Annotated in this window: 9 protein-coding genes; 3 read left to right on the top strand and 6 right to left on the bottom strand. The window is 73.4% G+C overall.

Translation table 11 applies throughout. The features are described from left to right. Positions 1-49 precede the first annotated feature (49 nt). Both QSK10_RS23485 and QSK10_RS23480 read right to left on the bottom strand, forming a co-directional pair. Positions 50-478 carry an iron chaperone gene (locus QSK10_RS23485; RefSeq protein ID WP_285665098.1) on the bottom strand — a complete coding sequence of 143 codons (429 nt, stop codon included), beginning with the start codon at positions 476-478 and terminating at the stop codon, positions 50-52. A gap of 120 nt (positions 479-598) precedes the next feature. Continuing rightward, complete coding sequence (locus QSK10_RS23480) at positions 599-1507, bottom strand: Dyp-type peroxidase (protein WP_285665097.1); 909 nt, start codon at positions 1505-1507, stop codon at positions 599-601. Positions 1508-1550: 43 nt separating this feature from the next. Between QSK10_RS23480 and QSK10_RS23475 the strand changes: the two genes are divergently transcribed. Further along, positions 1551-2735: a right-handed parallel beta-helix repeat-containing protein gene (locus QSK10_RS23475; RefSeq protein WP_285665096.1), complete on the top strand. Its 1185-nt coding sequence runs from the start codon at positions 1551-1553 to the stop codon at positions 2733-2735. Continuing rightward, entirely contained in the window at positions 2732-3415 is a 684-nt protein-coding gene (locus QSK10_RS23470; protein ID WP_285665095.1) for a hypothetical protein, read from the top strand. Before QSK10_RS23475 ends, QSK10_RS23470 begins: the two co-directional genes overlap by 4 nt. A gap of 51 nt (positions 3416-3466) precedes the next feature. On the opposite strand, the gene QSK10_RS23465 is transcribed toward QSK10_RS23470, so the two are convergent. The 4 genes from QSK10_RS23465 to QSK10_RS23450 form a co-directional block, all read right to left on the bottom strand. Next, positions 3467-3994, bottom strand: coding sequence for a SpaA isopeptide-forming pilin-related protein (locus tag QSK10_RS23465; RefSeq protein ID WP_285665094.1), 528 nt, complete (start codon positions 3992-3994; stop codon positions 3467-3469). Further along, positions 3946-8235 carry a SpaA isopeptide-forming pilin-related protein gene (locus tag QSK10_RS23460; protein ID WP_285665093.1) on the bottom strand — a complete coding sequence of 1430 codons (4290 nt, stop codon included), beginning with the start codon at positions 8233-8235 and terminating at the stop codon, positions 3946-3948. The genes QSK10_RS23465 and QSK10_RS23460 overlap by 49 nt, the downstream gene beginning before the upstream one ends. Before the next feature lie 442 nt (positions 8236-8677). After that, a complete protein-coding gene (locus QSK10_RS23455) occupies positions 8678-9112 on the bottom strand; it encodes a nuclear transport factor 2 family protein (RefSeq protein WP_285665092.1) in 435 nt (144 codons plus the stop codon). A gap of 22 nt (positions 9113-9134) precedes the next feature. Beyond that, positions 9135-10316, bottom strand: a complete 1182-nt coding sequence (locus QSK10_RS23450) for an MFS transporter (protein ID WP_285665091.1) — start codon at positions 10314-10316, stop codon at positions 9135-9137. A 173-nt stretch (positions 10317-10489) separates the two neighbouring features. Here QSK10_RS23450 and QSK10_RS23445 point away from each other — a divergent pair, with 173 nt between their 5' ends. Further along, positions 10490-13582 carry an AfsR/SARP family transcriptional regulator gene (locus QSK10_RS23445; RefSeq protein WP_285665090.1) on the top strand — a complete coding sequence of 1031 codons (3093 nt, stop codon included), beginning with the start codon at positions 10490-10492 and terminating at the stop codon, positions 13580-13582. The last annotated feature ends 70 nt before the right edge of the window (positions 13583-13652 follow it).

Raw genomic sequence — 13652 nt, 5'->3', positions numbered from 1 at the left:
CCGGACGGTCCGGGGCGGAGGCCGTGGCCTCCCGCCCCCGTCACACGCTCTAGGACGCGGCCTGCTTGATCAGCTCGGCGAGCTTCGCCTCCACCGCCGGGGTCAGGTTGCCCAGCGCGAAGCCGATCGGCCAGCAGTCGCCGTCGTCGATGGCGGCGTTGTCGCTGAAGTTGAAGGTCGAGTAGCGCGTCTTGAACTTCGCCGCCGGGGAGAAGTGGCAGACAAGCTTGCCGTCGCGGTAGTAGGCGGGCATGCCGTACCAGAGCTTGGGCTGAAGGTGCGGCGCGTTCTCCTTGACCAGGGCGTGGACGCGCTCGGCGTCGGCCTTGTCGCCCTCGGTGAACTCGGCGATCTTGGCCAGCAGCTCGGCCTCGGTGTCGACCTTCTTGCCGCGCGACTTGATCTCCTTGGCGCGGTCCTTCATCGCCGCGCGCTCGTCGGCGGTGAAACCGTCGTACTTCTGCTCCTGCGTGGCCATCGCCGTCTCCTTCTGTCTCGTCCCCGCGCCTCTCGCGGCTACACATAGAGCATCTCGAAACGGCGGGCCGCGCACATCCGTGTTGGCCACGGAGAAGACCACGGAGCCGCGAACCGGTGGCTATGCCGGTGGCACGTAGCAGACGGTTCCGCCGGTGTGCCGGGTGAAGGCGTTCAGGGCGTCGGCGGACGACAGGCGCCGCTGGACGCGCGTGAACAGCGCCGGGTCGGCCATGAACGCCACGAACACCAGCCCGCGGTCGCCGGGCCCGTCGTCGTAGGAGTAGCCGCGCCGCAGCATCCGCGCGCCCCGGTCGAGCCGGGGATGGGCGAGCCGGACGTGCGCGCCGGCGGGGATCACGTACGAACCGTCGGGACGCTTCGCCAGCAGCGCCACCTCGTCGAACTCGCCGGACGCGCCCAGCGGCGCGCCGCTGTCGCGGTACCGGCCGATGACCGCCTCCCGCGCCGCCTGAGGCAGCGCGAGGAAGCCGTCGGCGTCCATGCGGATCCGCCGCACCACCATGAACGTCCCGCCACCGGGTGTCAGGACCTGCTCCGGGGCGGGGTTGGCGGTGCCGTCCTTGAACCCGAAGAGGTTGCGGGGAGTGCTCCCGTCGGCGGGCACCCGCAGGAACCCGCGCTGCCGCCACCGCGGCGCCAGGGGCACCGCCTCGGCGGCCGCGGCCAGGACGCCCGGGTCGGCGCCGCGGAGCTCGACCACGACGTCGCCGCCGCAGCGCGCCGGGTCGAGGCGGTCGCCGGGAAATGCGGGGGCGTCGGTGAAGTCGGCGAGCCCGAGCAGCGCGCTCAGGCGCGGCCCGTAGCCGACGGTGACCGCGACGCCGGGCGGGACGCTGGCGCGCCAGGCGTCCAGTTGGGCCGGTGCGGAGGCGTCGCCGTCGAAGGCGGTCAGCAGCAGGTGCGGGAGGATCGGCGGCGGGGAGACGGACGCCGTTTCGGCCGCGCAGGAGGCCAGGGGCAGCGCCGCCGCCGCGCACAGCAGCGACCGCCGGGTCGGCCCCGTCACGCTCACCCGATCCCCTTCGGCCCGAGTCCGGTATTTTGCCACCATGTATAGCAAATGGGGCATTCGCCTCTTCGTGGCGGGCGTCCTCCTCGCCGCCGTACCCGGGTGCGCGGCCGAGGGCCCGCGCGTCATCGCCGTCCCCGCGCAGGCCGCGACGATCCAGGAGGCGGTGGACGAGGCCGGGCCCGGCGATCTCGTCCTGGTCTCCCCCGGCGTCTACCGCGAGAGCGTCACCCTCACCGGGGAGCGGGTGGTGCTGCGCGGCCTCGACCGCGAGGGCGTGGTCGTGGACGGCGAGTTCAAGCGCGCCAACGGGATCGTGGTCACCGGCGGCGGCTCGGTGGTGGAGAACCTGACGGTGCGGGGGTTCCTGGGCAACGGCGTGCTGTTCACCGGCGTCACCGACGCCGCGTTGCAGGCGGCGGCCGGTGGCACCGGTTACGACCCGCTGGACACGCGCGAGTTCCCGCCGGTGCGGGGTTTTCGGGCCTCGCGGGTGACGGCGTACAACAACGCGCTGTACGGGATCTACGCCTTCGACGCGCGCGAGGGGATCATCGAGGACTCCTACGCGTCCGGGCACGCCGACTCCGGCATCTACGTCGGGCAGTGCGACCCGTGCGACACCCTCGTGCACCGCAACCTCGTCGAACACAACGCGGTCGGGATCGAGGTCACCAACGCCTCGCGGAACCTGTGGATCCTGGGCAACCGGGTGACGGAGAACCGGGTCGGGCTCACCGTCAGCTCCAACGACTTCGAGGCCCTGGCGCCGCAGCGCTCGGCGGTCATCGCGGGCAACACGATCAGCGGCAACAACGACGCGCGCAGCCCCGCCCAGGCCGACGGGGGCTTCGGGGTGGGCCTGGGCATCGGCGGCGGCAGCGACAACACCGTGACCCGCAACCTGGTGCGCGACAACGCCGCCGCCGGGATCGTGGTCGCCGACGCCGAGGGCTACCACGCCACGGGCAACGACGTCACCGGCAACGCGGTCGGCGGTAACGGCGCCGACGTGGTGAGCGCGATCGCGGGCAGCAACGCGCTGCCGGTGGTGACGGTGGCCTCCGCCGCGCACGTCGCCGTCCCGGCCGGGGTGGACTTCCGGACGCTGCCCGCGCCGCCCCGGCAGCCGGGCATGGCCGACCCCGGCGGCGCGCCCGCGCGTCCGGCGACCGGCCTGCCCGGCGACGTGGACGCCGGCGCCTACCCCCTGCCGTCGGCGTGAACCGCCGCTGGTTCCTGCTGGGCGGCGGTGCCGTCGCGGCGGGCGTGGCGGCCTTCGCGCTGTGGCCGTCCGGCGGGCCGCGTCCCATCACCATCGACGAGGCCGGGCGGCTGGCGCTGAGCCGGTACACCGCCTTCACCGCCAGCCCGCTGCGGGTGCGCGTGGAGGCGCCGATGGCCGAGGGGACGGTCGTGGTCGACGGCGTCATCGACTACCGCTCGCATCACGCCGTCGGGGAGTACCGCGCGCCGCTGGGTTCGGGACTGATCGCGTGGGACGCCGAGGGCCTGCGGGTGGCGCCCGGCCGGGGCGGCGGCCTGCCGGAGTCGGTGGCGTCCACTCCGGACTGGTCGCCGCGCGCCTACACCGACGATCCGCTCGACACCGCGCTGCGGCTGTCGGTGCTGCTGGGCCAGGACCGGCCGGACAACGCGCAGGTCCTGGCGGGGCAGGAGGCGCGGTGGCTGCGCCGGGAGGCCGTCGGCGGGCGCGAGTGCGACGTGTTCTCCGGCCCGCGTCCCCGCACGGGCCGCCGGGGCGGCGAATCGCCCCTCGCCTACTGGGTCGACGCCGACGGGCGGATGCGGCGGGCCACGATGCGCCTGCCGGACGGGGGGACGCTCACCGTCGGGCTGGACGAGACGGCGTCCTGGTCGCCGCCGGACACGCCCTGGGCATGAAGAGAGGGGGCCTCGCGGCCCCCTCTCTCGTTCTCTAACAGCGGCTGTTCGCTAGGACCGGCGCCTGGCCCGGCGCAGGACGAGGCCTCCGCCGACGAGGGTCAGCCCGATCGCCAGCAGCGAGAGGACCGGCATCCCCGGCCCGGTCGGCGGCAGCTCCGGCCTGCGCTGGTTGGTGCGGGTGACCTCGACGTCGCCGTGGACGCCGCCGACCTCGTAGGGCCCGCTGACCCCCGGGTCGGGTGTCAGGTACCCGTCCGGCGCGGCGACCTCTTCCAGGTAGTACGTCCCGGCCGACACCGAACCGAAGTCGCAGCGGCCCTGGGCGTCGGTGACGCATTCCTCGCCGACGGGGGTGTCGGCGTCCATCTGGAGCCCGGAGCGGCCGTTGGTCTCGCGCCACAGCCGGAAGACCGCGCCCGCCAGGACCTTCCCGTCGGTGCTCTTCTTGAGCAGCCGCACGACACCGGGCTTCAGCTTGTTCGTCGCCGTCAACGACAGGTCGTCGGAGGTGGCTCCGGGCTCCACCGTCACCGGACCGAAGACGGCCGGGTCGGGCAGGACGTAGCCCTTGGGCACGGACACCTCCTGCCAGTAGTACGTCCCGCGCGGGACCCTGGCGAAGCACAGCCCGTCGGCCGGAGTGGTGACGGGTCGCCGACCTTCGTGTCGGAGGCGGTCTGGAGCCCGTCGGTGCCGTTGGTCTCGCGCCACAGCTGGAACACCGCGCCCGCCAGTGGCTTGCCGCCCTCGTCGACCTTGCGGATCTGGATGCGCATGGGCAGCGACACCGGCTTGGGCCTGTTGACCGCGGTGACCTCCACACCCGCCGCGTAGTTGTCGCGGGTGAGCACGAGCGGCCCGAAGACCGCCGGGCTGGGCATCTCGAAGCCCTGCGGAGCCTTCGTCTCCTCCCAGTAGTACGTGCCGAGGGCGACCGTGCTCCGGCAGAAGCCGTCGGCGCCGGTGGTGCAGGTGGCGCCGGCCTTGGTGTCGGCGTCCGTCTGGAGCCCGTCGACGCCATTGGTCTCACGCCACAGCTGGAACACCGCACCGGCCAGCGGCCGGTCGAAGGGGTCGGTCTTGCGGATCCGGACCTCGCCCGGGCTCGGCGTGTTCACCGCCGTGACGTCCACACCGGCGGTGCGGTTGGCCATGGTCAGCGTGAGCGGCCCGAAGACCGCCGGGCTCGGCAGCTGGTAGCCGTCCGGGGCCTTGGTCTCCTGCCAGTAGTAGGTGCCGAGCGGCACGGTCTGGGCGCACCTACCGGAGGCCGGGGTGGTGCAGACGTCGCCGACCTTCGTGTCGGAGGCGGTCTGGAGCCCGTCGGTGCCGTTCGTCTCGCGCCACAGCTGGAACTCGGCCCCGGCCAGCGGGTTGCCGTCCGGGTCCTGCTTGACGACCCGGACCTCACCGGTGGCCGGCACGTTGACCGCGGTGACCTCGACGCCGTCGGTGCGGTTGGCCATGGTCAGCGTGAGCGGCCCGAAGACCGCCGGGCTCGGCAGGAGGTAACCGTCGGGGGCCGAGGTCTCCTGCCAGTAGTACGTGCCCAGCGGGACGGTCGCCTCGCAGACGCCGGACGCCGGGGTCGTGCACGGGTTGCCCTCGGCGGTGTCCTCACCGGTCTGGAGGCCAGAGGTGCCGTTGGTCTCGCGCCACAGCTGGAAGACCGCCCCGGCCAGGGCCTTGCCGTCCTCGTCGTGCTTGATCACCCGGACCTCGCCCATCGCGATCGCGTTGGTGGCGGTGATCTCGGTACCGGCGGTGCGGTTGTCCATGGTCAGGGTCAGCGGGCCGAAGACCGCCGGGTCCGGGAGCAGGTGGCCGTCCGGGGCCTTCGTCTCCTCCCAGTAGTAGGTGCCCAGCGGGACGGTGGTCGCGCACTTGCCCGAGGCGGGCGTCGTGCAGCGGCCGCCGACCTTCGTGTCGGGCGTGGCGCCGTCCACCTGGAGCCCGTCGACGCCGTTGGTCTCGCGCCAGAGCTGGAACTCGGCGTCCTTCAGGATCGCGCCCTTGTCGTCCCTCTTGAGCAGCCGGACCTCACCGGTGGCCAGCTCGTTGGTGGCGCTGACCTCGGTACCGGCGGTGCGGTTGTCCATCGTCAGCGTGAGCGGCCCGAAGACCGCCGGGTCCGGGAGCAGGTAGCCGTCCGGGGCCCTGGTCTCCTGCCAGTAGTAGGTGCCCAGCGGGACGGTCTGGGCGCACTTGCCGGACGCCGGGGTCGTGCACGGCGAACCGGTCACCGTGTCGGGCGTGGCGCCGGTGGTCTGGAGCCCGCTCGTGCCGTTGGTCTCCTTCCACAGCTGGAAGACCGCCCCGGCCAGCGGCTTGCCGTCCTGGTCGGTCTTCAGGACCCGCACCTCGCCGGTGGCCAGCTCGTTGGTCGCGGTGGTGGAGGCGCCGCTGGAGTAGTTGGCCAGGGTGATGGTGAGCGGCCCGAAGACCGCCGGGCTCGGCAGAAGGTAGCCGTCCGGGGCCTGTGTCTCCTGCCAGTAGTACGTGCCGAGCGGGACGGTGCTCTTGCACACTCCGGCCGCGTCGGTGGTGCAGGTGGCACCGACCTTCGTGTCGGGAGTGGCCCCGTCGGTCTGGAGACCGGCGGTGCCGTTGGTCTCGTTCCACAGCTGGAAGACCGCGCCCGCCAGCGGTTTGCCGGAGGAGTCCTGCTTGACGACCTTCACCTCGCCGGTGGGCTGGTTGTAGCCGAAGTCGTAGGTGTGGTTGTCCTGGCCCGGTCCGCCGGTGGTGATGGTGTGCTCGGGATAGGTGCCGCCCGGCGGGACCTTGCCGTCGCTGTCGATGAAGTCGTTGTCCCCGGCGTTGTCCTGGGTGACCACCCACTGGTAGAGCGGGCCGCCGGAGGCGTAGTCGGCCGGATTGTCGATCTTGATGGTGTAGGTCGTGTTCGGCTGGAGGCCGCCGGTCACGTTCGAGTCGTCGAAGTAGTACTCGCCGCGCGAGGTCGTCAGCATCGTGCCGACCACGGTCCCGGCCTGGTCGTAGAGCCGCACGGTGGCGCCCACGACCGGCTTCTCGCCGGGATCCTGGATGCCGTCCTTGTCCACGTCGTACCAGACCCGGTTGCCGATCTGGAGTGGCGCCTCGTCGCAGAGGACCTCCAGGTCGGCCATCGAGCCGCCCTTGCCGAAGGCCGTGGTGAGCCGGTTGCCGTGGCTGGAGTTTCGGGGCGACTCCGAGCCGTCCCGGTTGACGAAGGCGGTGCCGCCGGAGAAGATCTCGCCGATCGGGTCGAGGGCGGAGCTGGCGATGGTGTCCTCGACCTTGGACAGCGCCTGACCGGCGAACATGCCGTTGGCGTGCTCCCAGTACGTGCGGTTGTAGTAGTACTGGTTGCCGCGACCGGTCTTGCCGCAGCCGCCGTTCTCCGCCATCACGAACACCGCACCGGACGCGCAGGCGCGCGCCACGCCACCACCGGACGCGGGCTGGTAGAGCCCGCCGCCGGGCCGGATGCGCTGGAGCTGGCCGACCTGGTCGGTGAGCCGGTCGCGGAAGCCGAGGATCAGCGCGCCGTCGGTGTCGACGATGATGTCGGCGAGCTCCGGCTCGGGGTAGGCGTAGTAACCGGCCGGGCAGTTCTTCCCGTTCAGCGAGTTCGGGATGGTGTCGGACCACGGGTACCAGCCCGCGCCCTTGCACACCGAGGCGCTCTCGAAGCTGATCGGGCGCGGGAAGTCGAGCCGCTCGTCCATGATCACCGCGCCGAACGTCCCGGCGGCCGGGTCGAAGGTGCGCACGATGGCGCGCAGGTCGGCGGCGTCCTGGGTGGACTCGGCCGAGCACACCCCGCCGACGTAGACCACGCCGTCCTGCACGCCCAGGCCGTAGGGCCGCCAGTCGTCATCGGCGGCGCAGGCGGTGTCGGGCTGCGGGATGTCGTAGGACGCCTTGGGCGCGGCCGCCACGGCCTGGGTGGCGTCGTAGCGGTAGAGCCTGCGGTCGAAGAGGTTGACCGCGTAGAGGTCCTTGCCGTCCTCGGAGACCTCGACGTCGCCCAGGGACTCCTTGCCGACCGCCGGGGCGAAGGGCAGGTCCATGTCCGAGGTGAAGTTGTGCGCCGTGATGCCGACGTTCGGGACGGTCGTGAAGAGGGCGGGCGGCCCGAAGACCGGCGGCTTCGTGGGCGTGCCCTGGCTCAGGTAGATCGCGCCCGCGCCGCCGGGACCGTAGCCCGAGGCCCGGTGCGCGTGGGCGCCGGAGAAGATCCATTTCTTCTGCTTGGAGTACCCGATGCCGTACAGCGCGCCCGTCTGGGCCTTGGTCGCCATGTTGGTGGTCTGGTTGTCCACGCCCCGCGCGTTGTACGGGAACGACACCAGCGTGCGGGCGGTGCCCGGTTCGGCCGGGGAGACGTCGCCGCGGATGCAGGCGGTGACCAGTGTGGCGTTCTTCTGGCAGTAGTCGGCCGGGTTCCACAAAGCGGTGGTGTAGGCGACGGTCTTGCCGCCGGACACGTCGACGAACTCCTCGGTGCTGCTCAGGCGGTTGGGCGCCTGCGTCAGGCCCTCGCGCGCGGCGAAGGCGGAGTACAGGACACCCGGTTTGGGGTTGATGACCTGCACCCGGTATTTGCCGCCGGTCAGCGCGCTGCCGGCCGGACTGAGCGTCACGCGCCCGTCGGAGCCGGTGACGCCGCTGATCGTCGTGCCCGCGTCATCGGTCAGGTTCACCGTGACGCCGGACATGCCCGGCTCCAGCACCTGGTCCCATGACCCGTTCGCGTTGACCTCGCGCACGACCCGGACCGTCACCGTGCCGTCCCCGGCCGCGGCGACCGCGGGGTCCGATGTGACCATCGGCGCACCCCCCACGACCAGCGCGACGGCCGCGGCGACGGCGAACGGCCGCCATCGGGAAGACCCACCCACCATTGATCGTCCTTCTCCACCCGCCGTGGATCCGGGGCAGGTCACCCCGGCGGTGAGGACGCGCGGGCGGAGCAGGCTCAGGAACCGACAGGAGGGAAACTAAGAGTAATCGAGACGATGCACACAGTAGTTCACTGTGGAGTGCGGCGAGGGCATGATCGACAGTGGAGCCCGGGTCCGGCGCGCCGCCGGGACCGGCAAACGGTTTCCGGCGGGATCGGTGACGTGAGAAGGCTTTCGCGCGGGGAACGCGAGACGGCCCTCCGATCGAGGAGGGCCGTCATCGCCGCTCACGCGCGGGCCACTCCCCGCGCCGGTGGGCCGCCGCGGTGTGCAGTGGCGGGCGGGCGCGTCTTTCCATCCGTGCCGCTCAGGCGTTCCAGGCGACGCTGCCCTCGTCGATGAGTTCGGTGAGGGCGTCCGATCCGGCCGTGGCGGTCTTGCTGTAGCCGACGGACTCGACGATGAGCCCGTCGCGGACCCGGGTGACGTTCACGCCGGTCACGTAGTCGGAGGGGCCCTCGCCGAAGCGGAAGCGCCAGCGGACGGTGGCCCACTCGCCGGCCACGATGACCTGCTCGGGCCGGAAGGCGACCGCGCGGTCCTCGGCGAGGGCGCGCCAGAAGGCGACGCAGGCGGCGCGGCCGATGTAGCGCACGCCCTCGGGGGCGGGCTCCACGGTCTCCATCACGCAGTCCTCGCCGATCAGCGCGTTCAGGCCCGAGGCGTCGTGCTCGGTGAAGACGGCGTTGAAGCGGGCGATGACCTCGGCGGTGTCCGGGAGCGCGGTCGGTGGGGTGGTCATGACGGTTCCTTTCGGTGGTTTTTCAGCGGGGTGCGGACGAGCGCCACACCACGAGGGAGGTGAGGACGGCCACCGCGCCGCCCACCCAGAGGGCGCCGTCGATCGACACGGCGTTGACCATGACGCCGCCGACGGCCGCCCCGAGGGCGATGGCGAGGTTGAACACCGAGGAGTTCAGGGCGGTGGCGGCCTCCGTCTGATCGCCGGCGGCCTTGAAGATCCAGGTCTGCACGCTCACCGGGACCGAGCCGAAGACCAGGCCCCACGCGATCAGCAGCGCGATGCCGGTGACGGGGGTGGCGCCGATCATGGGGAACAGCGCCAGCACGGCGGCGAGCAGGACGCCGACGGCGATGATGAACTTGCGCACGTCGCGGCCGACGAGGCGTCCGGCGGTGAAGTTGCCGATGAGCCCGGCGACGCCGAAGGCCAGCAGCAGCGGGCCGACGAGGTCCTGCGAGATCCCGGCCACCTCGGTCAGCAGGGGGCTGACGAAGGTGAAGGTCGCGTAGTGGGCGGTGATCAGGAAGAACGTGATCGAGACGCCGACCCGCATCGACGGTTTGCGGAACTGCCCGGCCAGCGCGGAGAGCCGGACCGGCTCGTCGGCGGGCAGCGCCGGGAGCAGCGTGACGAGGGCGACGATGACCAGGACGGCGAGGCCGCCCAGGACCGCGAAGGCGGTCCGCCAGCTGGTGAACTCGCCGATCATGGTGCCCACCGGGACGCCCAGGACGTTGGCCGCGGTGGCGCCGCCGAAGGTGATCGCGCTGGCCTGCCCCACGAACGCCGGGGGCACCATGCGCACGGCGAGACCGGCGGCCAGGGCCCAGAAGCCGCCGATGCCGATGCCGACGAGGAAGCGCGAGACCAGCATCACGGTGAAGTTCGGCGCGACCGAGGTGAGCACGTTCGCGCCGACCATGAGGGCCAGCAGCGCGATCAGCACGATCCGCCGGTCGACGCGGCCGATGGCGACCGGCAGCAGGGGGGCCGCCAGGCACGCCACGATGCCGGGGACGGTGACCATGAGCCCGGCGGCTCCGGTGGTCACGTTCAGCGAACCGCCGATACCGGTGAGCAGGCCCATCGGTAGCTGCTCGACGGTGACCATGGTGAAGGTGCCGACGGCGACGGCGATGAGGGCGAGCCACCTGCGCGCCGGGACGGTGGGCGCGGGCGGTGCCGAGACGTGGGTGGTCATGGGTGGTGCCTTTCGAGGGGTTGTACGGGCCCGACGCCTTGGGCGGGGGGCGGTGGGCACCTCGGCCGACGGCCGTATCCGCCGTGTTCGATGTCCCGCGAGAGCCTAATGATCTTGGCTTGCGCCCGACCCTCACCCCGGTTTCACCGGCTTTCACGGCTACGGTGTTGGCAATGAGCGTCGAGCTGATCTTGCTGCCGACCGTGGCTCTGGGCGGGAGGGAGATCGCCGGGCCGCGGCGCCGGTCGCTGCTCGCGTTGCTGGCAAGCGATCCCGGCGCGGCGGTGGGCACGGGACGCCTCATCGGCGAGCTGTGGCCGGAGGATCCGCCGGAGAACCCGGGCAAGGCGCTCCAGGTGCTCATCTCGCGGACCCGCGCCGAGACGGCGCCGGGGCTGATCGTGAGCACACCCGGCGGGTACCGGCTGACGCTGCCGCCCGAGCGCGTCGACGCCTGGGCGCTGGAGGAGCGCGCCGCCGCGGCCGGGCGGCACGCCCTGGCCGGGGACCACGCGGCCGCGCTGGAGCGGGCCGAGGCGGCGCTGTCGCTGTGGAACGGCACGGTGGGCGACGGCGAGGGACCGGTCACCGAGCTGCGGGTGTCGCGGCGCCCGTCCTTCGAGAAGGCCCGGAAGCTGCGGGCGCTGTCGCTGGCGCGGCTGGGCCGCCTGGCCGAGGCCGCCGCTCCCCTCGCCGCGATCTGGGCCGAGCGGCCCGGCGACGAGGAAGTACTGGCCGAGCTGATGCGCGCCGAGGCCGCCACCTCCGGCCTCGAAGCGGCCCTGGTCCGCTACGACGCCCACCGCCGGGACCTGCGCGAGCGGCTCGGCGCCGACCCGGGACCGGCCGCGCGCGAGGCGCACCGGCGGCTGCTGCGGTCCGGTGAGCCCGCCGTCCGGCACGGCGTCCCGCACGAGGCGAGCCCGTTGCTGGGCCGCGACAAGGACGTCGCGGGCGTGCTGGCGGCGCTGCGGGCCTCGCGGGTGGTGACCGTCACCGGTCCCGGCGGCATCGGCAAGAGCCGGGTCGCGCACGCCGTGGCCCGCTCCGCCGAGGAGGCGGAGGTGCGCCTGGTCGCCCTCGCCGGTGTGGAGGACGACGCGCAGGTGGCCGCCGAGGTCGGTTCGGCCTTCGGCGCCGAGGACCTGCCCGGCGGGCGGATCCCCGGTCTGGTGCAGGCGATCGGCTCCCGGCGGGTGCTGCTGGTCCTCGACGACTGCGAGCGCGTCCTGGACGGCGTCGCCGACCTGGTCGGGCGGCTGGTGGCGCTGACACCGGAGCTGCGGGTCCTGGTGACCAGCCGGGCGCCGCTGGGGCTGTCGGCGGAATCGGTGCACGCGCTGCCGGAGCTGGCCGTGGAGGCGGCGGTGGAGCTGTTCGGCCGCCGCGCGCGGGCCGCGCGTCCCGGCGCCGAGCTGCGCTACGAGGAGGTCGCCGCGTTGTGCGCGCGCCTCGAAGGGCTGCCGCTGGCCATCGAGCTGGCCGCCGCGCGGGTGCGCGTCATGTCGGTCCCCGAGATCACCCGCGGCCTCGCCGACCGCTTCACGCTGCTGCGCGGCGGTTCCCGCGACGCCCCGGCCCGGCACCGCACGATGCGCGCGGTGGTCGACTGGAGCTGGCGGCTGCTGGACGAGCCGGGCCGCGCGGCGGTCCGGCTGCTCTCGGTGTTCCCCGGCGGGTTCACCGCCGCCTCGGCCGGGCGGCTCCTCGGCGGCGGTTTCGACGAGACCCTCGACGTCCTCGACCGGCTGGCCGCCCAGTCGCTGCTCACGGTCACCGAAACCCCCACCGGCACGCGCTTCCGGATGCCGGCCGCCGTCCGCGACCTCGGGCTCGCCGAACGCGCCGGGGCGGGCGAGGACGAGCGGGCGATCGCCGGTTTCGTGGCCTGGGCGCGCGAGTTCGGGCTCGCCCACAACGAGATCGCGTTCGTCTCCCCCGCCGACATGGGCCCGGTCCGCGCCGAGCAGGACAACCTGGTGCGCGCGCTGCGGTACGCGCTGGACGCCGGGGACGGCCCGGCGGCGGCCGCGGTGTTCGCCGCGCTGGGCCCGCGATGGTTCGTCTCGGCCTGCCACGCCCGCGTCGCCGAGCGCGCCGGGGAGGTCGCCCGCGTCCTGTCGCACCTGCGTCCCGAGGGCCCGCTGGTGGACGCGGTGCGCACCGCGGCGGTGGTGTGCGCGCTGAGCCGCTTCACCCACGGCGGCCGCGAACTGCGCTCCACGCTGGTCCTGCGCCGCCTGCCCGAGGCCCCGCCGGACACCCCGGCGCGGGCGATCGCGGCGGCCGTCCGCGCGATGAGCGGCGGGCCGTCCACACTCGCCGATCTGCTCACCGACCCCCGGCCGCTGCCCTCGGGCGTCGCGCACACGGTGGTGGGCTTCGCGCTGGAGCGCGAAGGCGACATCGACGGCGCGCTGACCGAGGCGACGCTGATGCTGGCCGACTTCGAGCGCTCCGGCAACCCCTGGCTGCGCTACCACGCGCACTGCCGCGTCGGGCGGCTGGCGCTGCTGGCCGAGCAGGGCGAGCGCGCCGGTCCGCACCTGGCGCTGGCGCTGCGCCAGATCGAGCTGCTGGAGTCCGATCCCGACCGCGAGGACCTGCGCATCGCGCTGGTGATGGCCGAGCTCCAGTGCCGGGACGTGGACGGGGCCAGCAATCGTCTTGGCACCGAGACCACCGCTCCCTTCGGGCGTCCGTACGGGCTGGCGACGGTGGCCGAGATCAGTCTCGCCCAGGGCGACGTGGACGGCGGGCTGCGCCGCTGGCGGGACCTGCTGGCGCTGATCGACTCCGCCGGGCATCCGCTGTACCGTCCCGATCCGCGCGGTGTGCAGGTGTGGACTTTGGAGATCCGCTCGGCGGCGGTGCTGGCCCACGCCTATCACGGCCGCCTCGATCTGGTGGCCGGCGCGCTGTCGGAGCTGCCGCGCCAGGTGACGGCGTTGCTGCGGGAGCCCGCGTCGGGTCCGGCCGGTCACGTGGCGGAGATGTCGGCGTGCGGGGCGGTGCTGCTGGCCCTGGCGGTGGCCGATCTCGCCGCGGGCCGGGCGGTGCCGGGCGCGCGGCTGACGGCGCTGGCCGAGCGTTTCCAGCCGCCGCGCCAGATCCACCCGAGCATGTCGGGTTCGCGCGCCCGGGGCGCCGCCGAGGAGGCCGCGCCGGAGGCGTACCGGGCGGCGGTGGCGGAGTTCGCGTCCCTGGACGTCCCGGGCCTGCGCGCGGCGGCGCTGGCGGCACTGCGGGACCGTCCGGGCGGGTGATGGCGCGGGCCGGTTAGGCTTGAGCCGATGACCACCTTCTCCTGTGGATTGGGGGAATCGTTCGCGCCGG

This window comes from Actinorhabdospora filicis, assembly GCF_030269765.1.
In the GTDB taxonomy this organism is placed as follows: domain Bacteria; phylum Actinomycetota; class Actinomycetes; order Mycobacteriales; family Micromonosporaceae; genus Actinorhabdospora; species Actinorhabdospora filicis.
Note: the sequence above shows the minus strand (reverse complement) of the source record. Positions and strands in the feature narration are given on the sequence as shown.

Coding starts and splice junctions, on each gene's coding strand:
- QSK10_RS23485 (WP_285665098.1), bottom strand. CDS start 478: ATGGCCACGCAGGAGCAGAAGTACGACGGTTTCACCGCCGACGAGCGC.
- QSK10_RS23475 (WP_285665096.1), top strand. CDS start 1,551: ATGTATAGCAAATGGGGCATTCGCCTCTTCGTGGCGGGCGTCCTCCTC.
- QSK10_RS23460 (WP_285665093.1), bottom strand. CDS start 8,235: ATGGTCACATCGGACCCCGCGGTCGCCGCGGCCGGGGACGGCACGGTG.
- QSK10_RS23455 (WP_285665092.1), bottom strand. CDS start 9,112: ATGACCACCCCACCGACCGCGCTCCCGGACACCGCCGAGGTCATCGCC.
- QSK10_RS23450 (WP_285665091.1), bottom strand. CDS start 10,316: ATGACCACCCACGTCTCGGCACCGCCCGCGCCCACCGTCCCGGCGCGC.
- QSK10_RS23445 (WP_285665090.1), top strand. CDS start 10,490: ATGAGCGTCGAGCTGATCTTGCTGCCGACCGTGGCTCTGGGCGGGAGG.